This is a genomic window from Butyrivibrio sp. INlla21, assembly GCF_900116875.1.
GTDB lineage: Bacteria > Bacillota > Clostridia > Lachnospirales > Lachnospiraceae > Butyrivibrio.
Map to the genome: position 1 here is coordinate 1 of NZ_FPCC01000020.1, position 24,303 is coordinate 24,303.

The following is a 24,303-nucleotide window of genomic DNA, read 5'->3' on the forward strand; positions in this document are numbered from 1 at the left end:
ATGACATAAGATACACCGAGGGGATGAAAGATCTCTATTCTCACAGGAAAGAAACAATAGAGAGAATCTTTGGGACAGCCAAAGAGAATCATGGATTTAGATATACACAGATGTATGGAAAGGCGCGGATGGAAATGAAGGTCGCGCTTACCTTTGCGTGTATGAATCTAAAAAAGCTTGCAAGAATCAAGAATGAATGGCGGTTAGAAATGGCCTGATAAGGGCTGTTTTGACCATTTTTATTATGAAAATCCGGCTTAAGAAGAAAAATGGTCTTGAGAGCTATGCTCTCAAGACCACTTTGTCTACAGTCTGAAGGGTCAAAAGCTTTTGCTTTTGGCCCTTATAATCTTTAAAACACGTTTAATTCAATTTTTCTTTTATAAAATCATCAGCAGTTTTTCCACCTGAAAAAGTGGCAGTTTTCTTAAAGGGATTGGATCTGTAAGCGGATATGTCCTCTATAACTCCGGAATTTAGTTTGCAATCCTTCATGCTGAATACATTATATTCCGAGTCGGATTTTTCCAGGATTATATTTTTGCCGGGAACATATTCATATTCGTTTTTCGAATGATGCCAATTCATAAATTGATATACATAACCGTCCTTGAAGGTGCATACGGAGAAATTGTTTCCGCCTTCACCTGTATCCATGAGGAGTTCAGGTATGTCATCGTTGTTAATGTTGATAAGATCATATCTGTTTGTTCCGGCAGACATTGTTTCATAAAATCCTATGATGGCTTTATAGCCTTCTTTATAAGAACTAAAATCTCCGTTTATCTGTCCCTTTGAATAGTAATCGCAGACATCATCTACAGTAAATCCCTTATTAAGATATTGTGTTGCGTCAGTGATCGGAGGATATGAAATAAAACAGGTACCCTCGGAATCATAGCTTGAATCGTAACTTAATGAATCGCCAACGAAGAGCCAGGACATTTCGCTTGAATCTTTTGTTCCGGTAAAGAGAAGATCGGTGTATCCGTCAAAGTTAACGTCAGAAGCTTTGAAGCCGGTTATTGTATCCGGAGTGTTTCCATCATCGTGAGAAAATAAAGTACCCAAGCCGCTTTCGTGGCTGTAATAGGAATAATCAATATCGTATGCTCTGTCCGCGGGGAGAAGGATGGTGCATGTATCATCACTTTCGTTAACATCAAATGTGATAGCGTATTCTTTGGGAATATCTCTTGACCAATCCAAAGATACTGATTTATTTATGCCTGCGTCAATATCAATGCTTTCATAGGAAGTATGATCGGCTTCCGGGGCTTCGTCCGAAACGGATTCGGAAGCTGAAGCGGATTCGGATGAAGAAGCTATCGCAGCTTGCGATTTTGGATTTTTATCCTGTGATATTTCATGCTTGGCAAAAAGATACCCGGAGGCGAAAATGATCACGCCTCCGATCATAGTAAGAAATGAAGCGATCGGAATAATAATTCCCAATCGCTTTTTGTTTAGACTTTTGTTTGACAATTTAAATTATCCTCCTGTCCTTTAATAAGCGTTTTATGATTATAAATTCCCCAATTTATAATAACGATCTAAGATCGTTGAAAAATGTGGGATATGAGATATCCACGCATTTATCGTCTGCAATTATTGTTTCGCCTTCTGCGCCGAGAGCCGCGATGGCAAAGCTCATCGCAAGTCTGTGATCGCTGTGAGAATCAATCTCGGCACCTGTAAGAGGTTTTCCGCCGCGGATGATCATTCCGTCGTCGGTTGCCGTAACGTCGCATCCCATCGCCTTTAAGTTATCTACAACCGAGTCGATTCGATTGGATTCTTTTACCTTGAGCTCTGCGGCGTCTTTGATGATCGTTGTGCAATCGGCTGTAGCTGCAAGAACCGCCACAACGGGAAGCTCATCAATCATTGTCGGGATATCGGCGCCGCCGATAACAAATTCTTTGTTTTTATCGCCATGGAGCTTGCTGTATTTAACAAGGATGTCGGCGCGCTTTTCGCTTGAATCATCTTCGTTTAAAAGAGTGATATCGGCGCCCATGCGCTTTAAGACATTTATGATGCCGGCTCTTGTCTCGTTAACTCCGACGTTCTTGATAAGAAGCTCGGAGCCGGGAACCATGAGCGCTGCCGCGATAAAGAAAGCAGCGGAAGATATGTCGCCGGGAACATTTATGTCTATTGCTTTGAGTGACTGCCCGGGATTAAGGACAGCTGCGGCTTTGCCGTCTTCGTAAATTTCATTGTGTATATCCGCGCCGAAAGCTTTCAGCATGATCTCGGTGTGATTTCTTGAAAGAGCGGGCTCTATAACTGTTGTCGCAGAATCTGCGTAGAGGCCTGCGAGTATTATCGCTGATTTAACCTGCGCGGAAGCAACGGGGCTGTTGTAAGTGATTCCGTGAAGCTTCTTTCCGCCTGTGATATGAAGAGGTGCGCAGTCATTGTCTTTTACTGAAACTATATCGGCGCCCATTTCAGATAAGGGTGTGATGACTCTTTTCATCGGACGCTTTTCTATCGAAGCATCACCTGTGATATCGGTGTCAAAAGACTGAGCGGAGAGTATTCCGGAGATCAGTCTCGTGGTCGTTCCGCTGTTGCCGGTATAAAGAAGTGAATCCGGCGCGGTCAGGCCGTTTATTCCTTTACCGTGAACATATATCGTAGGAACTCCCGTCATATGATTGTTCTTTTTCTCAATCTCGATTCCAAGCTTTCTGAAGCAATCTATTGTTGAGAGGCAGTCTGCGCTCTCAAGAAAGCCTGTGATCGTTGTGGTTCCTTCGGCAAGAGCACCGAACATGATACTTCTGTGAGAAATGGATTTATCTCCGGGAACCGTTATTTCGCCTTTTATCGGGGATGTAGCTTTGCTAAGTAATATCATCTTTTTTCCTCAGGTGATTTATTTCTTGTAAACATTGTAGCCTTTGTCTGCGAGTATCTCGATGGATTTTTCCAAGCTTGCGTTGTCGTGAAGTTCGATCTTAAGCGTTCCGCGCTCGTACTCTCTGTTGTGAACAATGCCGATGTTCTTGATGTTGATCTTGTTCTCGGAAAGAAGGAGAGCAACGCTTGCAAGACGGCCGGGCTGGTCGTCAATCTCAACATTGATGCTGTGTACCTTCTGAATCGGTCCGCTTGACGTCTCGATAAATGATTCTCTGTATTCTCTTGCGGATGAAAAGAAATCGAATATCTTATCAGTCTCTTTTTCATCGATGGCAAGCTTGATCTCATATAATGAATCAATGTATTTGCCAAGGAGCTCCGAGATGTTGTCTGCGTTGGTAGTGCAGATCTGTTGCCACATAACGGGTGAAGATGAGGAGATACGCGTGATGTCCTTAAATCCTCCCGCTGCGATTGTCTTCATGAGCTGATCTTCCGAATCGTTGTCTTTTACCAGGTTGACGAGCGAAGCGGAGATGACGTGCGGAACGTGGCTTATTGCCGCTGTGATGTAGTCGTGTCTGTTGTGGTCGACTACAAGCGGGATCGCGCCGATCATCTTGACGAGATCATAATATTTATCAAGTCTTTCTTTTTCCGTAGACTCTGTTGTTGTAAGGATGTAATAAGCGTTTTCCAAAAGAGATGACTTGGAATTGCCAAAGCCGATCCTCTCGGTACCGGCCATCGGATGTCCGCCGATGAACTGAGATTCAAGCGAAAGCTCTTTTATCTTCTCATGGATTCCTGTCTTGACGCTGCCGATATCCGTGAGCGTCGTCTTCTTATCAAGGAAGGGCAAGAGCTTGTCGATGTTGTCGTTGTTGCACTCGACGGGTGCGCAAAGGAAGATGTAGTCGCAGTCCGAAAATTCTTGACCGATCTCGTAAAGGGGCAGGTCTACAATCTTTTGCTCATATGCCTTGTCTACGGTCTCCTTGTGAGGAGTGTAGGCTATGATGCGTGATGCGGGCTGCTTTTCTTTTATTGCGCGGGCTATCGAGCCGCCTATAAGTCCAAGGCCGATAAAGCCGTAGGTTTCATTGTTCATGTAAAAAAATCTCCTAAGTAATATACGCCTTTATTTGAAGGCGAAAATAATCGTAAGTAGTGAATTACACTATAACACTTTAATGTACGAAAATCAAATGCATAAAGGCTTGAATGCTATGTGAGAACGTTGTGCAAAATCACCTATAACTCTTGTTTTGGTACAGTATCTTTAGTAAAATATCATTATAAGTTTTTGGGGGACTTGTATCATATCTCATACATATTACCCAAAATGAAGCGACTGGAGGACAAGATATGAACGTTTACACAACAGACAAGATCAGAAACGTTGTACTGCTTGGGCACGGTGGTGCCGGCAAGACAAGCTTGGCTGAATCAATGGCTTATCTTGCAGGTATTACATCTAGGATCGGTAAAGTGGAAGATGGAAACACTCTCAGCGATTTTGATAAGGAAGAGCAGAAGAGACATATTTCTATCAGCACATCAACAATTCCCATGGAATGGGATGGACACAAGATCAATGTCCTGGATACTCCCGGTTTCTTTGATTTTGTCGGTGAAGTAGAGGAGGCTATAAGCGTTGCCGACGCGGCGATCATCGTAGTTTCCGGCAAGGCAGGAATAGAGGTAGGTACAGAAAAAGCGTGGGAGCTTTGCGAGAAGTATAAGATTCCCCGCATGATATTCGTAGCAGATATGGATATCGATGATGTTTCATACAGACAGGTCGTACAGGATATGACCGATAAGTATGGAAAAAAGATTGCGCCTTTCAATTTACCTATTCGTGAGAACGAGAAGTTCGTCGGATACGTAAATGTTATTCAGGAGAAGGGCTTTAGATGGCAGGGTAAGGAAGTTGTTGAATGTGACGTTCCCGAGTACAACCAAGCCAACTTAAAGATCTGCCGTGACACTCTTTTAGAGGCTGTTGCAGAGACATCCGAAGAGTTCATGGACAGATATTTTAACGGAGACACTTTCTCGGAATCAGAGATAAGAGCGGCTGTCCGCACCAACGTATGTGACGGAAGCATCGTTCCCATCGAGATGGGTTCAAGTACTCTTTGTCAGGGTATTTACACTCTTATGGATGATATCGTTAAGTATATGCCAAGTCCCGAGAATCGTAAGATGGCGGGCATCAACACCAATACCAACGAGATCTTCGAAGCTGACTTTGATTTCTCAAAACCCAAGACAGCTTTTGTATTTAAGACAATGATCGATCCTTTCATCGGTAAGTATTCACTTATCAAGGTTAGATCGGGTATCTTAAAGCCCGACGACGTAATGTTCGTTGCCGGAAAAGATACTGAGGTTAAGATCGGTAAGCTCTATATTCTTCAGGGAAATAAGACTTCCGAAGTACCTGAGCTTCATGCGGGCGATCTTGGCGCACTTCAAAAGCTCGATGTTGCTACGGGCGATACGCTTTCAACCAAGGCTACTCCCGTTCAGTACGCTAAGATGGATATCTCTCAGCCTTACACGGTTATGAGATACCACGCTCAGAACAAGCAGGATATCGATAAGATCGCACAGTCACTTGCCAAGATCGCGGCTGAGGATCAGACGATCAGTGTTGTAAATGACGCCGAGAACAGGCAGACTCTTTTGTACGGCATGGGTGACATGCACCTCGATGTTGTTAAGAGTAAGCTTGAGAATATCTATAAGGTAAACATCGATCTTACCAAGCCTAAGGTTGCGTTCAGAGAGACGATCAGAAAGAATTCTGACGTTGAGTACAAATATAAGAAGCAGACAGGTGGTCACGGTCAGTACGGACACGTTAAGATGCGCTTTGCTCCTTCGGGAGATCCTACAACTGCATATACCTTCGATCAGGAGGTTGTAGGAGGAGCTGTTCCCAAGAACTTCTTCCCTGCAGTTGAAAAGGGTATCGCAGAGTCAGTTCTTAGAGGACCTCTTGCAGCTTATCCCGTTGTGGGCGTTAAGGCTACACTTTATGACGGATCGTATCACCCTGTTGATTCGTCCGAGATGGCGTTCAAGGTTGCGGCTTCCAATGCCTTCAAGAAGGGCTTCATGGATGCAACTCCCGTTCTTCTTGAGCCCATCGTATCTCTCAAGGTTACGGTTCCTGACAGCTATACAGGCGACGTAATGGGCGACCTTAACAAGAGAAGAGGAAGAGTGCTCGGAATGAATCCTACCGCAGCGGGCAAGCAGATCATCGAGGCTGAGGTTCCTCAGATGGAGCTTTACGGATACTGCACACAGCTTCGTTCAATGACGGGCGGCAGCGGCGAGTTCGAGTATGAGTTCAACAGATATGAGCAGGCTCCTTCGGATGTTCAGGCAAAAGAGGTAGAGGCAAGAGCAGACAAGGTTGCAGCTGCAAATTCGGAAGAATAATAAATAAAAAGATTTTTTGGCCGGGAGCTTGTGATGAGCTCCCGGCTTTCTTTATTTCTAGGAAAAAAGAGCTTGCATTAATTGTTAGCAAGCGCTAACATGTTTTTGTTGAGAAATGTATACACTTATAGCTATGATTTCTTTTGGAGGAAATGAAACATGGGACTACTTAAAAAGTTTTTTGCACAGACACGTAAACCTAACGGTGTTTTGGGGAAGATGATGATCAACGGTATGAATAAGGGACATGCGAAAGTTGCTGACTGGGGACTATCACATCTTCAGACAATAGCTCCTTCTGAAATGCTTGAGGTTGGATGCGGCGGCGGTAGAAATGCCCGCGCGCTTATGAAAAAGTATCCTTCCGCTAAGATGACTGCTATCGACTATTCCGATACATCGGTTGCGACAACTAAAGCTTACAATGCGGATATGATAGAAAAAGGCAGATGCGAGGTAAGACACGGCGATGTGTCCGCACTTGATCTTGAAAGCGATAAGTACGATCTTGCAACTGCTTTTGAGACAATATATTTCTGGCCGGGACTTGAGAAGTGTTTTAGCAATGTCGCCAGAGTCCTTAAGCCGGGCGGAACCTTTATGATTGTCAATGAATCCGACGGAACCGACAAGGCATCTTCTTATTATGAGAGTATGATAGAAGGCATGAAATGCCACAAGGCAGAGGATATCGTTAACGCCCTTAAGAGCGCAGGATTTTCTTTCGTTAAGACGGACGTTCACGCATCAAAGCCTTGGATCACGGTTCTTGCGAAGAAGTGATGTTTGTAAATGCTTCAAGCTCGCAGTTTTGCTGGAGGTTGCTCCAGAAATCTTTGAGCGGTGTTTTTCGGAGTTGTGATATAAGACCGCAATTGAGAGCGCCGTGGGCAACGACGAGAATTGTCTTTCCGGCGTTCATATCGGGAATAAGGACTTCTTCTATAAAGGAAGAGGTCCTTTCTTTTAATGATTCAAAAGATTCAGAGCCTCCGATCGGCACGTATTCTTCGGGGCGACGGAAGAGGTTGCTCAAAGGAAAGTTCGGGTCTTTGAAGTAACCGCGTACGCCTTCGTATTCTCCGAAGCACATCTCTTTTAACCTATCATCTGTTATGATTGGGATATCTCTTCCTTCCAATAGTAATTCAGCAGTCTCTTTTGCCCTAAGTAAGGGAGAAGAGTAGCAGACATCAAACTTGATATCGGAATATCTTATCCCGGCGGCTTTCGCCATCTCTTTTCCGTTTTCATTTAATGGTATATCGGTGTGACCCTGGAGTCTTTCTTCTTTATTCCAGTCGGTCTGCCCGTGTCTTGTTATATATAGCATTTTTTCTCCGTTTCAGTTTTGAGTAAAACGCAAATATTAAAAAAAGTCAAGAAAAACTAGATAAATACTGACCTTGACACTCATGGTATGATTGTATACAATTATACGCGATGACCATTTTAGTATTTAGTGAGGAGTTTATTCATGAGTGAGACTAGTGCATTTCAGAACAGGCCGGTGACCATGAACGACAAGAATAACTTGCTTCAGATCGAGGAGCACATGTATATTCTTGACGATGTTCAAAAACCAAACGTTTTCAGAAATATGTTTCCCTATGAGGAAGTTCCCAAAATTCCATTTAATGATAGGATTGTTCCACATAATATGCCCAAGGACATCTGGATCACGGATACGACTTTCCGTGACGGACAGCAGTCAAGGGCTCCTTATACAACCAAGCAGATAGTCGACATCTTCGACATGCTTCACGAGCTTGGCGGCCCCAACGGTATGATCAGACAGAGCGAGTTCTTTTTATACAGTAAGAGCGATCGCGATGCGGTCTACAAATGTATGGAGAGAGGCTACAAGTTCCCTGAGGTTACGAGCTGGATCCGCGCAAGCGAGGATGATTTTAAGCTGGTAAAAGAGATTGGGATGAAGGAGACGGGTATTCTTGTATCTTGTTCCGATTATCATATTTTCTTAAAGCTTAAGATGACAAGAAGACAGGCGCTCGATCATTATCTCAGCATCGTAAGAGCTTGTCTTGAGGAAGGAATCAGCCCCAGATGCCATCTTGAGGACATCACAAGAGCCGATATTTACGGCTTCGTTGTTCCTTTCTGCGTAGAACTTATGAAGTTAAAAGAAGAGTACGGTATCCCTGTTAAGATCCGTGCTTGCGATACAATGGGCTACGGAGTTAACTTCTCCGGTGCCGTTATTCCCAGAAGTGTTCAGGGTATCATCTATGCGATCAACACCAACGCGGGTGTTCCCAGTGAGCTTATCGAGTGGCACGGTCACAACGATTTCTACAAGGCCGTTACCAACTCAACAACGGCTTGGCTCTACGGCTGTTCATCCGTTAACACATCACTCTTCGGAATCGGAGAGAGAACGGGTAACACACCTCTTGAGGCTATGGTATTTGAGTATGCACAGCTCAAGGGTACGCTCGACGGCATGAACACACAGGTTATTACAGACCTTGCCGAGTACTATGAGAAGGAAGTAGGCTTTACCGTTCCTGCCAACACACCTTTTGTGGGCAAGAACTTCAACGTTACAAGAGCGGGTATCCACGCTGACGGACTTCTTAAGAACGAGGAGATCTACAACATCTTCGATACGGAGAAGTTCCTCAGAAGACCTCCTGTAAGTGCCGTTTCAAACACATCCGGACTTGCGGGAATCGCACATTGGATCAACATCCATTACAAGCTCCGTGAGGAGCATGCTCTTTCCAAGTCATCACCTCTTGTTACCAAGATAAAAGAGTGGGTGGACAAGGAGTACGCAGGCGGCCGAGTTACGGTTATGACTGACGAAGAGCTCATTTCCGAGATTAAAAAAGTCAGCAAAGAACTTGGCATAGTTGTTAAAGAGGGTGAGATTGTCTCATCTTCCAAATAAAGGGGAACATTATGGATAATCAAGACTTAAAACAGGAAGTAACCGATAAGTATTCACTTAGAGGCAGAGTTTTCCATCGTATCAGAGAAGATATCCTTAACGGCAAATACAAGGATCACGAAGAACTTAAGGAAGTTGCGATCGGACAGGAGCTCGGCGTCAGCAGAACTCCCGTAAGAGAAGCGTTCAGACAGCTTGAGCTCGAGGGACTTATTCAGATCATTCCCAACAGAGGAGCTTATGTCACAGGCATCAAGGTTAAAGATATCCAGGATATCTATATGATCAGATCCAAGCTTGAGGGACTTTGCGCAAGATGGGCTTGTGAGAATATCTCAAAAGAGCAGCTCGAGGAGATGGAAGAGAACATCTACCTTGCTGAGTTCCATGCGGCCAGAGGTCATATGGAGCAGATGGCTGAGCTCGACAACAGATTCCACAATATTTTATACGAGTCATGCAATTCCAAGATGCTTGAGCATCTTTTGAAGGACTATCATCAGTACGTTTGGAGAGTCAGACAAAAGACTCTTTCCAGCAGCCGAGGTGCTGTTTCCAACGTTGAGCACAAATTTATCATGGAGGCCATTAAGGAGAATAATCCCGACAAGGCCGAAGAGCTTGCCAATCAGCACATGATAAATGCGTACGAGAATATGGTTGAGAAGGGCCTTCTCTCCATGTTTGAGTAAATTTGAAACATAACAACAGCTTTTGAAAGGACATTATTAATGAGCAAGATTCAGATGACAACACCCATCGTTGAGATGGACGGCGACGAGATGACAAGAGTACTGTGGCAGATGATCAAGGATAAGCTTATTTTGCCCAGTATCGATCTTAAGAGCGAGTATTACGATCTCGGACTTAAGCACAGAGACGAGACAGACGATCAGGTAACCGTAGACAGCGCCAATGCAACACTTAAGTACGGTGTAGCCGTTAAGTGCGCTACCATTACTCCCAACAATGAGCGTGTTGAGGAATACAATCTCAAGAAGATGTGGAAGAGCCCCAACGGTACGATCAGAGCCATTCTTGACGGAACAGTTTTCCGTACACCCATCATGGTAAAAGGAATCGAGCCCAACGTAAGAACATGGGTAGAGCCCATCACACTTGCAAGACACGCATACGGCGATGTTTACAAGAACGTTGAGATCAGAGTTCCCGGAGCAGGTAAGGCAGAGCTTGTATTTACCGCTGAGGACGGAACTGTTACCAAGGAAACTATCTTTGATTTCAAGGAGCCCGGTATTATTCAGGGTGTTCATAATAAAGATGCTTCGATCAGAAGCTTTGCAAGAGCTTGCTTTAAATATGCTCTCGCCGAGAAAAAAGAGCTTTGGCTCGGAACCAAGGATACCATCAGTAAGACATACGACAGAAGATTCAGAGAGATCTTTGAGGAAGTATTTGAAAACGAATTCAAGGCTGATTTCGAAAAGGCGGGAATCACATATTTCTACACACTTATCGATGACGCCGTTGCCCGTGTAATGAAGTCTAAGGGCGGATTTATCTGGGCCTGCAAGAACTACGACGGAGACGTTATGAGTGACATGGTTTCTTCCGCGTTCGGTTCACTTGCAATGATGACTTCTGTTCTTGTATCTCCCACAGGAGTTTACGAGTACGAGGCAGCTCACGGAACCGTTCAGAGACACTATTACAAGTACTTAAAGGGTGAGCCTACATCAACCAACCCTGTAGCAACTATCTTTGCTTGGACAGGTGCTCTTCGCAAGAGAGGCGAGCTCGACGGAATAAAAGAGCTTATGGACTGGGCTGACAAGATGGAGAAGGCAACACTTTCAGTCATTGAGTCAGGCCGCATGACAGGCGATCTTGCGCTTATCACATCTCTTCCAAATCCCGTAAAACTCGGAAGTGAAGAGTTCCTTGATGCTATCGCTGAAGAATATGCAAAAATGTAATTAATAACACGCCCTCATCATCAAACGGTAACACGCGTTATTGTTGAAGATGGGGGCGTGTTCTGATATACTATACTCTGGTTGAATATTCATGGGGGAAATGTTTTTTATTCAAAATGGCGTACGATAAAGGTGGGAGAAAAAGTGAAAAGGTACTGTACAACAGGCGTATCCGAAGGCTTCGCAAATTCATTCTGATAACCGTCGCCGCCGCTTGTCTTATTCCCACTTTAATCTGCATTATTTTATCCATAAGATTCGACAGACTTAAGACTGATTACAATCAGACCAAGGCTGATCTTGACTGGTACAGAGAGCGCTTTGGCGATGAGATGGAAATCTTGGCCGAGGAGAGTGAGGACAAGAACTCGCCCGGAGCCTTTGGGGAGAATCCCGATATCGATTATACGGATGTCGATGTTATCGGAGCTCAGAATCCCGAAGATATCGAGGGTACCAGATATGTATATCTGACCTTTGATGACGGCCCGAGTGTCTATACCGAGGAGATACTTGATATCTTAAAGGAGAAAGACGTTAAGGCTACATTCTTTGTATGCGGCAAGCCTAAATATGAGGACAGCTACAAGAGAATAGTTGATGAGGGACATACCTTGGGTATGCATTCCTACAGTCATAAGTACAGTGATATATATGCTTCACCCGAAGCTTTCCATGATGATCTTAAGAAGCTTAGAGTTTTTTTGTATGAGAATACCGACACTATGTCCAAGTATTACAGATTCCCGGGCGGAAGCTCCAACAATGTCAGTAAGGCTGATATGAACGAGCTTGTCGGAATACTTGATAACGAGGATATTACGTTTTTTGACTGGAATGTTTCCGCCGGAGATGATAAAGCGGGCGCCACCAAAGACGTTATTTGTGCTAATATAGTAAATAACATACCTAAGTTTAAACATTGCATTGTCCTTATGCATGACGCAGCGGATAAGAAGGCCACAGTAGAGGCACTTCCCGAGATAATCGATGCAATAAACGGTATGGAAGACACAGTGATGGTTCCGATAACAGATGATACGTTACCGGTTCAACATATCAAAAACAACTAAAACAAACTACTAGTAAGGGGAGGATATCAGGATGGGATTTTTTTCTGAGCTAAAGAGCGATCTGTCCCAGGCAGTTAACACTCTTATGCCGGATGACAAGCTCGAAGGGGCAAACGGTCTTGATAAAGACAAAGCAGCTGAGGAAACGGTTAAGGTGAGTGAGGTCGATATCGACAGCATGCTTAATCGCCTTGACGACATCAAGCTTGAGGACATCACAAACGAAGAGACTAACAAAGAAGAGGAAGCTACTTCTGAAGTTAGTACCGAGGAGGTAGTAACTCCCGAGGAAGAGAGCACTGTGAACGAAAGCGAAAGCTCTTTTGCGGAAGCTTCCGAGGAAAAAGAAGCTGAAACGACAGTATTCAATGAGATCGAGGAGCTTACTGAGGAACTCGAAGATAAGATAGAAGAGGAGACTCAGGCCGAGATAGCAAACGAAGAGCCCAAGAGCGCTCTCGAAGCTATCAACAACGAACACATTGATGAGTACATTGCCAAGAGCAATGAAACTGATAAATCTAATAATGATGGGGGAAATGAAACTATGGAATTTGAACAGCAGACACCAACCGATGAAATCGCTAACATCACCGAAGGAATGGTCATCAACGGTGACCTTCAGACAACAGGTTCTCTTGATCTTGTAGGTAAGATCGTAGGTAACGTTAAGGCTCTCGGTAAGCTCAATGTTACAGGTGAGATCCAGGGTGATTCAGATGCGGCTGAGATCTATGCAGAGGCAGCAAGGATTACAGGTGAGGTAAGAAGTAAGGGCAGCGTCAAGGTAGGACAGAGCACTGTTATCGTAGGTAACATCTTTGGTTCAAGCGCAGTTATCGCAGGAGCCGTTAAGGGTGATATCGACGTACACGGACCTGTAGTTCTTGATACAACAGCAATCGTTATGGGTAACATCAAGTCCCAGTCTGTACAGATCAACAACGGTGCGGTTATCGAGGGTATGTGCTCACAGGCATACGCTGACGTTAATCCTTCAGAGTTCTTCGAGGGACTTAAGAATAAATAATTACAGACATACATGGAGATATTATGAGAATACTATTGAAACTCAGCGGCGAAGCGCTGGCAGGAGACAAGAAGACAGGCTTTGATGAAGCAACTGTCAGAAAGGTGGCTCTTCAGGTTAAGCAGCTTGTGGATAACGGAACCGAAGTAGGTATCGTTATCGGCGGCGGTAACTTCTGGAGAGGCAGGACCAGCGAGAACATCGACCGCGTTAAGGCCGACCAGATTGGCATGCTGGCTACTATCATGAACTGCATTTACGTTTCCGAGATCTTCAGAAGCGTAGGCATGATGACCAATATACTTACACCTTTTGAATGCGGTTCTTTTACCAAATTATTTTCCAAGGATAGAGCCAACAAGTATTTTGCCAAAGGTATGGTTGTATTCTTTGCAGGCGGTACCGGACATCCGTATTTCTCAACAGACACCGGTGTTGTCCTCAGAGCTATCGAGGTTGAGGCTGATTGCATTCTTTTGGCTAAGGCTATTGACGGAGTCTATGATTCAGACCCTGCTACCAATCCCAACGCCAAGAGATACACAGAGATCTCTATTGATGATGTTGTAGCAGGCAACCTTCAGGTTGTTGATATGACTGCTTCGATACTTGCAAGAGACAACAAGGTTCCTATGAGGGTATTCGCCCTTCAGGAAGAGAACAGTATCGTCAATGCTTGCAGCGGAAGCTTTAACGGCACTACAGTTACTGTTTGATAGATTACAAATTTAGGAGGCATCGGTATGAACGATAAGATTAAAGAATACGCAGATAAGATGCAGAAATCTTTCGATTTTTTGAAGGAGGAGCTTGCTTCTATCCGTGCAGGAAGAGCCAATCCCCATGTACTTGATAAGATTAAGGTAGATTATTACGGAACTCCCACACCTCTTCAGCAGGTTGGTAATGTTTCCGTTCCCGAGGCACGTATTATCCAGATCGCACCTTGGGATAAGACACTTATTAAAGATATTGAGAAAGCGATCCTTACATCCGATCTTGGTATTACACCTGCCAATGACGGTAATGTTATCAGACTTGTTTTCCCTGAGCTCACTGAGGAGCGCAGAAAACAGCTCGCAAAAGACATCCGTAAGAAGGGTGAGGATGCCAAGGTTGCTGTCAGAAACGTAAGACGTGACGGTAACGACGCTCTTAAGAAGCTCAAGGGCGGAGATATTTCCGAGGATGAGATCAATGATCTTAACGATGAGCTTCAGAAGGTTACAGACAAGTATATCAAGGACATTGATGCTGCTGTAGAAGATAAGAACAAAGAGATCATGACAGTTTGATCATACGGAAATAGGATTTTTACAATGGAAACACAAGAATTAATGAATGTACCCGAGCATGTGGCCATCATTCTTGACGGTAACGGCAGATGGGCCAAAGAAAAAGGAATGCCCAGAAACTACGGACACATGCAGGGAGCCAAGGCGGTTGAGGATATTCTTGTTGATGCAAGAGATCTCGGTATCAAGTACCTTACCGTCTATGCTTTTTCAACAGAAAATTGGAGCCGTCCCGAGGCTGAGGTTTCAGCCCTCATGACGATCCTTCGAAATTACTTAAAGACAAGTATCAAGAAATCCATGAAGAACAATGTTCGTTGCCGAGTTATCGGTGACAGATCCGCTCTTTCGGAGGATATTCAGAAGGCTATCGCAGAGCTTGAGGAAGCAACTGCGGGCAATACCGGACTCACATTTACGATCGCGATCAATTACGGAAGCAGGGATGAGATCACCCGCAGCGTCAAGAAGATCGCAGCTAAGGTTGAGAGCGGAGAGCTCAAGGCAGATGACATAACCGAGGAGCTGATAGCCAAGAACCTTGATACTGACTTTTTGCCGGACCCAGATCTTTTGATCAGGACGTGCAATGAGCAGCGAGTTTCCAACTTCTTATTGTGGCAGCTTGCATACACGGAGTTTTATTACACCCCGATCGCATGGCCCGACTTTAACAAGGCTGAGCTTGTTAAGGCGATAGAAGCTTACGGCGGAAGAAATCGTAAGTTTGGCGGTCTTAAGAAGGATCAGATCTAAGCACTATCGGAAACTGAAAAAAGGCTGGTTAAAAGAGTTGAAGACTAGAGTTATAAGCGGAATATTTATATTTCTTATTCTCGCGGGAGTGCTTATTCCCGGAGGATACCTGCTTGCGGGAGTGCTGTTTGCGGTATCGTTTATCAGTTTTTATGAACTGGTAAGAGCACTCGGCATACATGAAGAAGGAAAGAATTTCAATGCATTGGAATTATGCGGATACGCATCGATCATCGTACATTACGTTCAGATGATCCTTGTTAGGGACTACAGATATTATATCTTTTCCCTGATGTTTGCATTTTTCCTCATCATGGTATGTTACGTCGTAAACTTCCCCAAGTTTAAGTCTATACAGGCCATAGCTACTTTTTTCTGTTTCGTATATGCACCCGTTAATATGTCGTTCGTATATCTTTTGAGAATACGTGCGTTTGGTAAATATCTTGCTTGGATTCCTTTCATAGCGTGGGTTTGCGACACATGTGCATATTTCGCCGGAAGAGCATTCGGCAAGCACAAGCTGGCACCGCTTCTTTCGCCAAAGAAGACTATAGAAGGTGCGATAGGCGGTATCATCGGAAGTGTTTTGGTCGGTGCGCTTATCGGTTATATCATTTACGTAAGAGAGAATTATAAGGTCGATGTAATTTGGGTTATGGCCATCATTACTTTTGCGGGCAGCATCATTGCTCAGCTTGGTGATCTATTGGCTTCCGGTATTAAGAGAGACCATAATATAAAAGATTACGGCAAACTGATTCCGGGACATGGCGGAATTATGGACCGTTTTGACAGTGTGATATTTGTGATACCTTGCATATATTTCTTGGCAGCGGTTCTAACAAGGCGTTTTTAAGGCTTTAGAAAATTTTTTGCACCGGAGAATAAACTTCGGTGCTGATTTTATATAATAGGAAAATCCATCGGATTTCCCGGTAGATTGCATTAGGAGTTGAAATGAGAAATATCGTTTTACTTGGTTCCACGGGTTCTATCGGAACACAGACACTTGATGTTGTTAGAAACAATTCTTCCGAGCTTAAGGTCATCGGCCTTGCAGCCAACAGGAAGGTAGAAGAAGTAGAGGAGCAGGTTAGGGAGTTTAAGCCTAAGTATGCCTGCATGTTTGATGAGAATGCGGCAAAAGATCTTGCCGACAGGATCAAAGATACGGATACGAAAGTTTACAGCGGTATGGACGGGCTTTTGGAGATCGTAGCGGTTCCCGAAGCCGATACCGTTCTTACGGCGGTTGTAGGTATGATCGGAATCAGACCGACTATCCGCGCTATAGAATCCGGCAAGGACATTGCACTTGCCAATAAAGAGACGCTTGTTTGCGCGGGACATATAATCATGCCTCTTGCAAAAGAAAAGAATGTTAAGATCCTTCCCGTTGACAGTGAGCACAGTGCGATCTTCCAGTCACTTAACGGTGAACCTAAAGATAAGGTTGAAAAGATCCTTCTCACAGCCAGCGGCGGACCTTTCAGAGGAAAGAAGAAAGAAGAACTTAAGGACATGACGGCTGCGGATGCGCTTAAGCACCCCAACTGGGATATGGGCCCGAAGGTTACGATTGATTCTTCAACGCTTGTAAATAAGGGACTTGAGGTTATGGAAGCAAGATGGCTCTTCGATGTAAGCCTCGATAATATTCAGGTTTTGATACATCCTCAGAGCATCGTTCACAGTGCTGTTCAGTACTGCGACGGAGCGGTTATTGCTCAGCTCGGTGTTCCCGATATGAAGCTTCCGATTCAGTATGCTCTGTTCTATCCTGACAGAAGACCTATGAGTGAAAAGAGACTTGACCTTTTTGAACTTTACAGTCTGACATTTGAAAAGCCCGACACGGATACGTTTAGAGGACTAAAGCTCGCTTTCGATTCGGCTTATGCCGGAGGCAGTATGCCGACTGTATTTAACGCGGCCAATGAGATGGCGGTAAAGAGATTCTTAAAGGGCGATATCAAGTATCTTGAGATCTATGACATGATACAGGAGGCTATGGAGCATCATAACAAGATAGATAATCCCACGGTTTCACAGATTCTTGAAGCAGAGAAGGATATCTATGAGTTCCTGGGAAATAAATACAACATATAAGGGGAAATTATGGCAATCAGCATTATCATCTTTTTTATAATATTCGGAATACTTGTAACAACGCATGAATTCGGACACTATATCATAGCCAAGACAGGCGGCATAAGAGTTAAAGAATTCTTTGTCGGAATGGGACCGACTATATGGAAAAAGCAAAAAGGAGAGACTTTATACAGTATCAAACTTCTTCCGATCGGCGGAGCGTGTGTGTTTGACGGAATGGATCCTGTCGCTGAGGAAAGAGAGAGCTATGATGAGAGATCTTTTTTGAATGCTCCCGTATGGAGAAGAATAGCGACACTGTTTGCCGGACCATTCGCAAACTTTATTATCGCATATATACTTGCGGTTGTGCTTGTCAGCTTTTCGGTGTGGGATTTCCCTGTGATAGATAAGTTTACTGAGGATTCTGCCGCAGTTGAGGCGGGACTTCAAGCCGGAGATAAGATAATAAGTGTTGACGGTGAAAAAGTTTATATGGCTGCAGAGGTCACTCTTATTTCTCAGTTTGCGGAAGGCTCACCCATGGACATCGTGTATGAGAGAGACGGACAGCAGTTCAGTACAACTCTTTATCCTAAGTTCAGCGAAAAAGATCATCGTTATTACATGGGCGTATATCTGGGAGAGTTTAAAAACATAAAAGGTATTCAGACTCTTAAATATGCCTGGTATGAAATGAGATATAATTTCAAGGCAACTTACAGAAGTCTTGCGCTTCTTGTTCAAGGTAAGCTCAAGGCTGATGACGTTTCGGGACCTGTCGGAATGGTAAAGATTGTCGATGATGTTTACGAGGAGACGAAGCCTTACGGCATCTCTTCAGTTCTTTTGACAATGCTTGGTCTTACCGTTTTGTTGTCAGTCAACCTCGGAGTGATGAACCTGTTACCCTTCCCTGCGCTTGACGGAGGAAGACTTGTGTTCCAGTTTATAGAGGTTATTTTCGGTAAGCCTGTTCCGCCCGAGAAGGAAGGCTATGTGCACATGTTTGGTATGATCCTGCTGATGGGACTTATGATATTTGTGCTGTTTAATGATATTACAAAGTTTACAAGGTAATTTGGAAGTGCGCATGACGCCGCTTCCATGATAAGGAGTACTTATGACGTACAGAGACAATACCAAGGTTATTAAGATCGGAAACAAGGTTATCGGCGGCGGTAACCCGATCATGATACAGTCTATGACCAATACGCCCACAGAGGATGTTGCTGCTACTGTAGCGCAGATCAAGAGGCTTGAAGCTGCAGGCTGCGATATTATCAGATGCACGGTGCCTACACAGGAAGCTGCGCTCGCGGTAAAAGAGATCAAGAAGCAGATTACGATACCGCTTGTAGCGGACATACATTTTGATTATAAGATGGCTATCGCAGCTATGGAGAACGGAGCCGACAAGATCAGGATCAATCCCGGCAACATCGGTTCTACGGAGCGTATTGCTGCAGTTGTTTCCTGTGCAAAAGAAAGAAATATACCTATAAGAGTCGGTGTTAACAGCGGTTCTCTTGAGAGAAATCTCGTTGAAAAATACGGCGGAGTAACAGCGCAGGGTCTTGTGGAGAGTGCACTTGATAAGATCGGCATCATAGAAGATCTCGGATACGACAACATGGTCGTAAGTATCAAGTCATCAAACGTCATGCTCTGCGTTAAAGCTCACGAGCTACTTGCAGAGAAGTGTAAATATCCTCTTCATGTAGGTATTACCGAAGCCGGAACAGTCTGGGGCGGTAATATCAAATCGTCCGTAGGACTCGGAATCATCTTAAATGAAGGAATCGGAGATACTATCAGAGTTTCTCTTTCGGGTGATCCGATCGAGGAGATCAAGACAGCCAAGGCAATCCTTAGAACCCTTGATATCAGAAAGGGCGGTATTGAGGTTGTATCTTGCCCTACATGCGGAAGAACCAAGATAGATCTCATAGACCTTGCCAACAAGACAGAGACTCTTGTTCAGAATTATCCCGATCTCAATATCAAAGTGGCTGTTATGGGATGCGCCGTTAACGGCCCCGGAGAAGCCAAAGAGGCTGATATCGGAATTGCCGGAGGAACCGGCGAAGGTCTTCTTATAAAACACGGGGAAGTGGTTAAGAAGGTCAAAGAAGACGAGCTTTTAAATGTATTAAAAGAAGAGCTCGACAATTGGAAGTGATACACTTCTTTTGAGAGGTGCTTTAGGGTATGTCAAAAAAGTTTTTTGAGGTTTTCCCTGCACTTAAGCTGGACGCCAAGACCAAAGAGATAATGGAACAAACTGAAGTTACCAAGGTGTCCACGACAAGGAAGCAGGATTTCATACGAATATATATTTCGAGTAACAATCTTATTGATAAGTCAGACATCATTAAGAGTGAGACGAGTATCAAGAAGCAGCTTTTCGGAAGTCACGATGTTAACATCAAGATTTACGAGAAGTTTAGCTTGTCTGCGCAGTACACACCTAAGAATCTGTTAGAACTTTACAAGGACAGCATTGAGCTTGAGCTTAAAGACTATGACCATATGGAGTATAGTCTTTTTCGTTCGGCTTCTTTTTTGTACCCTGATGAAGGAAACGTTACTCTGCAGCTTGAGGACAGCGTTGTAAGCAGGAAGAAGGCGCCCGATCTTATTCGCATTCTTGATAAGATCATGAATGAAAGATGCGGACTTTCCGTGGACATTCAGCCTGAATTTATCGAGGTTGAAAAGAGCAACGATGAACCCGATTACTCAGCAGAATCAGCCAAGATGGCCAAGAAGCTCGAAGAAGCTGAGCTTAAATCAGAGGAAAAGAAAAAAGAGAAGGAAGAAAAAGAAGCAGCGAAGCCGGAAGAAAAGAAGAGTGCCGGTGCTGCGGCAGGTTCTGTTTCAGCTTCCAAAGTGCCTGTTTCGGGCGGCTTCGGAAAAGGTAAATTCGCCGGAAGAAAAGGTGACTTCGGTGCCTTTAAGAGAAGCGACAATCCTGATGTTATTTTCGGAAGAGACTTTGACGAGGAGACAATGAAACTTGAAGATCTTGTCGGAGAGCTCGGAGAAGTTGTTATTCACGGTAAGATCACTGCTTTTGACAAAAGAGATATCAGAAACGAAAAGAGTATTCTTATATTTGACGTTACTGATTTTACGGATTCCATCACGGTCAAGATGTTCGTTAAGACCGAGGATGTTCCCGAGATAACCAAGGACATCAAGCCCGGAGCCTTTGTTAAGGTTAAGGGAATCGCGGCCGTAGATAAATTTGACCACGAGCTTTCGATTCAGTCTGTTGCGGGAGTTAAGAAGATCCCGGACTTTACATCCAAGCGAGTTGACAGGGCTGAGGTTAAGAGAGTAGAGCTTCACTGCCATACCAAGATGAGCGATATGGACGGTGTTTCCGAGGTAAAAGATATCGTTAAGCAGGCCTACAAGTGGGGAATGCCCGGTATCGCGATCACGGACCACGGCGTTGTTCAGGCGCTTACGGATGCCAACCACGTATGGGAGTCTCTTTATGACGATGAGAAAAAGAGAAGAAAAGAAGCGGGAGAGCCGCCTATCGAGAGACAGGATTTCTTTAAACTGATCCTCGGAGTGGAGGCTTATCTTGTTGACGACCTTAAAGAAATTGTCGTAAATGACAAGGGACAGCCGCTTGATAATACGACCTTTGTCGTATTTGATATTGAGACGACAGGTTTTTCACCTATTAAAAATAAGATAATTGAGATCGGTGCGGTTAAGATCGTGAACGGCGAGATTATTGACAGATTCTCGGAGTTTATAAATCCCGAGGTGCCGATCCCGTTTAGGATCACACAGCTTACAAGCATCACGGATGACATGGTCATCGATGCGCCTACAAGAGAGGTTATAATTCCTAAATTCGTTGAGTTCTGTAAGGATGCCGTTCTTGTCGGACACAACGTAGGCTTTGATATCAGCTTTATCAATCAGAACTGCAAAGAGCTTAATATCGATGTTGATTACACAACGGTCGATACGCTCTGGCTTTCAAGATATTTCTTCCCGCTTCAGGCAAAGCATACGCTTGATGCGGTTGCAAAGACACTTAACGTTGTACTTGGTCATCACCACAGAGCGGTTGATGATGCCGAGTGTACCGCGCTTATTTTTAATAAGTTCATACCTATGCTTCAGGAGCAGAAGGCGGTTACACTTACCGATGTAAATATTCTTGGCAAGCCCACCAAGGAGATGATCCGTCATCTTCGTCCCAATCACTGCATTATCCTTGCTAAGAATACTCTGGGAAGGGTCAATCTCTATACCCTTGTGAGTGAATCTCACGTTGATTATTTCAGGAGATTCCCGCTTATACCTAAGAGTGAGCTGCTAAAGCACAGAGAGGGACTCATCATAGGAAGCGCCTGCTGCGCGGGTGAGCTTTACGGCGCTGTTGTAGAGGGAAGACCGCCCGAAGAGATAGCAAGACTTGTCGATTTCTATGACTACCTTGAGATTCAGCCTGTTGCAAACAATCACTTTATGGTTGAATCCGACAGATATGAAGACATTAACTCGGATGATGACATCAGAGAGATAAATAAAGAGATAGTAAGACTCGGCGAACAGTTTAATAAACCTGTTGTCGCCACTTGTGATGCGCATTTTCTTAATCCGGAGGATGAGATCTACCGTACGATCATCATGGCCGGAAAAGGTATGAATGACGAGGAGGAGTCACCTCTTTATCTTAGAACGACCGATGAGATGATGGCTGAGTTTGATTATCTCGGAGGAGACAAGGCTAATGAGATCGTAATAGAAAATACACGTAAGATCCTTGATATGTGTGACAGTATCTCGCCCGTTCGTCCCGATAAGTGCGCGCCTGTCATCGAAAACAGTGATGAGATTCTTACCAAGATCTGCTACGACAAGGCACATGAGATATATGGAGATAATCTTCCCGAGATAGTGCAGGAGCGTCTTGAGAGAGAACTTAACTCCATTATCAAGAACGGTTTCGCCGTTATGTATATCATTGCGCAGAAGCTCGTTTGGAAGTCCAATGAGGACGGATATCTGGTAGGTTCCAGAGGTTCCGTAGGATCGTCGTTCGTTGCGTTTACTTCGGGTATTACCGAGGTTAATTCGCTGAGCCCACATTACGTGTGCCCTCACTGCAAATACAGTGATTTCGATTCGGAAGAGGTCCTTAAATACGGCGGTAATTCAGGCTGCGACATGCCCGATAAGCGCTGCCCCAAGTGCGGAACCATGATGAATAAGGACGGTTTTGACATTCCTTTCGAGACCTTCCTTGGATTTAAAGGAGACAAGGAGCCTGATATCGACCTTAACTTCTCGGGTGAGTATCAGTCTAAAGCTCATAAGTATACGGAAGTTATCTTTGGTTACGGACAGACCTTCAGAGCCGGAACCATCGCTTCGCTTGCCGATAAGACGGCCTATGGTTTCGTAAAGAAATACTACGACCAGATAGGCTTAAGCAAAAGAAAATGTGAGATAAACAGAATTGTTCAGGGGTGTACGGGTATCAGAAGAGGTACCGGTCAGCACCCGGGTGGAATCATTGTTCTTCCCGTGGGAGAGGATATCAACTCTTTTTGCCCGGTTCAGCATCCTGCCAACGATATGACAACGGCTACAATTACGACACATTACGACTATCACTCGATCGACCACAACCTTCTTAAGCTCGATATTCTGGGACACGATGATCCGACCATGATCAGATTCCTTCAGGATTGCACGGGACTAGATCCCAAGCTTGTGCCGCTCGATGATAAGAACGTTATGAGTCTTTTCATGAATACGACTGCGCTCGGCGTTACTCCCGAGCAGCTCGGCGGAACGAAGCTCGGATGCCTCGGTCTTCCCGAGTTTGGTACCGACTTTGCCATGCAGATGGTTATCGATGCCAAGCCCACATCATTGTCCCACCTTATCAGGATCTCAGGTCTTTCACATGGTACGGACGTTTGGCTTGGTAATGCGCAGACCCTTATTCAGGAGGGCAAGGCGACCATCGATACCTGTATCTGTTGTCGTGACGATATCATGATCTATCTAATTCAGAAGGGCATGGATAAGTCTCTTTCGTTCAAGACCATGGAGTCTGTACGTAAAGGTAAAGGACTTAAGCCTGAGATGGAAGAAGCCATGATCGCAGCGGGAGTTCCGGATTGGTACATCTGGTCTTGTAAGAAGATCAAGTACATGTTCCCCAAGGCTCACGCCGCAGCTTACGTTATGATGGCTTGGCGTATAGCTTATTTCAAGGTTTATGTACCGCAGGCATTCTATGCCGCATGGTTCAGTATCAGAGCCAAGGCGTTTAACTATGAGCACATGTGCCAGGGTGAGAATCACCTTCATGCCATTATGAAAGAGTATAACAGTAAAAAAGATGAGCTTACCAATGCACAGCAGGCAGAGTACGGAGATATGAGACTTGTTGAGGAGATGTACGAGAGAGGAATCGAATTCCTTCCTATCGATATCTTCAAGGTTAAGTCAAGGGATTTCCAGGTTATCGGCGATAAGATCATGCCTTCGCTTACAAGTATCGACGGCATGGGTGAAAAGGCCGCAGACCAGATCGTGGAAGCCGCCAAAGACGGCCCGTTCCTTTCCAAGGACGACTTCAGACAGCGTACCAAGTGCCCGCAGACAGTCATCGATAAGATGTCCGATATGGGACTTTTGGGAGATATTCCCGACTCGAATCAGATCAGTATTTTTGATCTTATGAAGGCGTGAGTTTGGACGGTATATCATTAATGTATATACCGTCCCGCAGCACCTCTAAAATTTTTTCCAAAAATTTTAAAAAAAGTACTTGCATTATTTTTATCTATGAGATAATATAAACAAGTCGCCGCGATACAGC

At 44.5% G+C, this 24,303-nt stretch carries 19 protein-coding genes and 1 pseudogene; 16 read left to right on the forward strand and 4 right to left on the reverse strand.

The window, feature by feature from the left end:
- Positions 1-316, forward strand: a pseudogene (locus BM377_RS11420) (transposase); the annotation flags it as partial.
- Positions 317-363: 47 nt separating this feature from the next.
- Here BM377_RS11420 and BM377_RS11425 read toward each other — a convergent pair.
- From BM377_RS11425 to BM377_RS11435, 3 genes are read right to left on the reverse strand one after another with little or no spacing between them, the layout of a single operon-like run.
- Positions 364-1,485 (reverse strand): hypothetical protein, encoded by a 1,122-nt coding sequence (locus tag BM377_RS11425; protein WP_092248322.1) that lies wholly within the window; start codon positions 1,483-1,485, stop codon positions 364-366.
- A 55-nt stretch (positions 1,486-1,540) separates the two neighbouring features.
- Entirely contained in the window at positions 1,541-2,869 is a 1,329-nt protein-coding gene (gene aroA, locus BM377_RS11430; RefSeq protein ID WP_092248325.1) for a 3-phosphoshikimate 1-carboxyvinyltransferase, read from the reverse strand.
- Positions 2,870-2,887: 18 nt separating this feature from the next.
- Positions 2,888-3,985 carry a prephenate dehydrogenase/arogenate dehydrogenase family protein gene (locus BM377_RS11435; RefSeq protein ID WP_092248328.1) on the reverse strand — a complete coding sequence of 366 codons (1,098 nt, stop codon included), beginning with the start codon at positions 3,983-3,985 and terminating at the stop codon, positions 2,888-2,890.
- A 257-nt stretch (positions 3,986-4,242) separates the two neighbouring features.
- On the opposite strand from BM377_RS11435, the gene BM377_RS11440 reads away from it, so the two are divergent.
- Both BM377_RS11440 and BM377_RS11445 read left to right on the forward strand, forming a co-directional pair.
- Positions 4,243-6,333 (forward strand): elongation factor G, encoded by a 2,091-nt coding sequence (locus BM377_RS11440; RefSeq protein WP_092248331.1) that lies wholly within the window; start codon positions 4,243-4,245, stop codon positions 6,331-6,333.
- 159 nt (positions 6,334-6,492) lie between these two features.
- Entirely contained in the window at positions 6,493-7,116 is a 624-nt protein-coding gene (locus tag BM377_RS11445; protein WP_092248334.1) for a class I SAM-dependent methyltransferase, read from the forward strand.
- Here BM377_RS11445 and BM377_RS11450 read toward each other — a convergent pair.
- Positions 7,094-7,666: a histidine phosphatase family protein gene (locus BM377_RS11450; protein ID WP_092248337.1), complete on the reverse strand. Its 573-nt coding sequence runs from the start codon at positions 7,664-7,666 to the stop codon at positions 7,094-7,096. The genes BM377_RS11445 and BM377_RS11450 overlap by 23 nt on opposite strands.
- 144 nt (positions 7,667-7,810) lie before the next feature.
- On the opposite strand from BM377_RS11450, the gene BM377_RS11455 reads away from it, so the two are divergent.
- The 13 genes from BM377_RS11455 to BM377_RS11515 all read left to right on the forward strand — a co-directional run bounded on the left by BM377_RS11455 (position 7,811) and on the right by BM377_RS11515 (position 24,173).
- Positions 7,811-9,247: a 2-isopropylmalate synthase gene (locus BM377_RS11455; RefSeq protein ID WP_092248340.1), complete on the forward strand. Its 1,437-nt coding sequence runs from the start codon at positions 7,811-7,813 to the stop codon at positions 9,245-9,247.
- A gap of 11 nt (positions 9,248-9,258) precedes the next feature.
- Positions 9,259-9,939, forward strand: coding sequence for a GntR family transcriptional regulator (locus BM377_RS11460; RefSeq protein ID WP_092248343.1), 681 nt, complete (start codon positions 9,259-9,261; stop codon positions 9,937-9,939).
- Positions 9,940-9,978: 39 nt separating this feature from the next.
- Positions 9,979-11,184 carry an NADP-dependent isocitrate dehydrogenase gene (locus BM377_RS11465; protein WP_092248346.1) on the forward strand — a complete coding sequence of 402 codons (1,206 nt, stop codon included), beginning with the start codon at positions 9,979-9,981 and terminating at the stop codon, positions 11,182-11,184.
- Between the two features lie 116 nt (positions 11,185-11,300).
- Positions 11,301-12,257, forward strand: a complete 957-nt coding sequence (locus BM377_RS11470) for a polysaccharide deacetylase family protein (protein WP_092248349.1) — start codon at positions 11,301-11,303, stop codon at positions 12,255-12,257.
- Positions 12,258-12,288: 31 nt separating this feature from the next.
- On the forward strand, positions 12,289-13,287 hold the full coding sequence (locus BM377_RS11475; RefSeq protein ID WP_092248352.1) for a polymer-forming cytoskeletal protein: 999 nt from the start codon (positions 12,289-12,291) through the stop codon (positions 13,285-13,287).
- 20 nt (positions 13,288-13,307) lie between these two features.
- Positions 13,308-14,003, forward strand: a complete 696-nt coding sequence (pyrH, locus tag BM377_RS11480; RefSeq protein ID WP_092248356.1) for a UMP kinase — start codon at positions 13,308-13,310, stop codon at positions 14,001-14,003.
- Between the two features lie 27 nt (positions 14,004-14,030).
- Positions 14,031-14,582 carry a ribosome recycling factor gene (frr, locus tag BM377_RS11485; protein ID WP_092248359.1) on the forward strand — a complete coding sequence of 184 codons (552 nt, stop codon included), beginning with the start codon at positions 14,031-14,033 and terminating at the stop codon, positions 14,580-14,582.
- A 24-nt stretch (positions 14,583-14,606) separates the two neighbouring features.
- The gene (locus tag BM377_RS11490; RefSeq protein ID WP_092248362.1) at positions 14,607-15,338 is read left to right on the forward strand and encodes an isoprenyl transferase; all 732 of its coding nucleotides are present in this window, start codon (positions 14,607-14,609) and stop codon (positions 15,336-15,338) included.
- A 37-nt stretch (positions 15,339-15,375) separates the two neighbouring features.
- The gene (locus tag BM377_RS11495; protein ID WP_092248365.1) at positions 15,376-16,197 is read left to right on the forward strand and encodes a phosphatidate cytidylyltransferase; all 822 of its coding nucleotides are present in this window, start codon (positions 15,376-15,378) and stop codon (positions 16,195-16,197) included.
- A 101-nt stretch (positions 16,198-16,298) separates the two neighbouring features.
- Complete coding sequence (locus BM377_RS11500) at positions 16,299-17,450, forward strand: 1-deoxy-D-xylulose-5-phosphate reductoisomerase (protein WP_092248369.1); 1,152 nt, start codon at positions 16,299-16,301, stop codon at positions 17,448-17,450.
- 9 nt (positions 17,451-17,459) lie between these two features.
- A complete protein-coding gene (rseP, locus tag BM377_RS11505; protein WP_092248372.1) occupies positions 17,460-18,512 on the forward strand; it encodes an RIP metalloprotease RseP in 1,053 nt (350 codons plus the stop codon).
- 43 nt (positions 18,513-18,555) lie between these two features.
- The gene (ispG, locus tag BM377_RS11510; RefSeq protein WP_092248375.1) at positions 18,556-19,614 is read left to right on the forward strand and encodes a flavodoxin-dependent (E)-4-hydroxy-3-methylbut-2-enyl-diphosphate synthase; all 1,059 of its coding nucleotides are present in this window, start codon (positions 18,556-18,558) and stop codon (positions 19,612-19,614) included.
- Between the two features lie 29 nt (positions 19,615-19,643).
- On the forward strand, positions 19,644-24,173 hold the full coding sequence (locus BM377_RS11515; protein ID WP_092248378.1) for a PolC-type DNA polymerase III: 4,530 nt from the start codon (positions 19,644-19,646) through the stop codon (positions 24,171-24,173).
- Positions 24,174-24,303 lie beyond the last annotated feature (130 nt).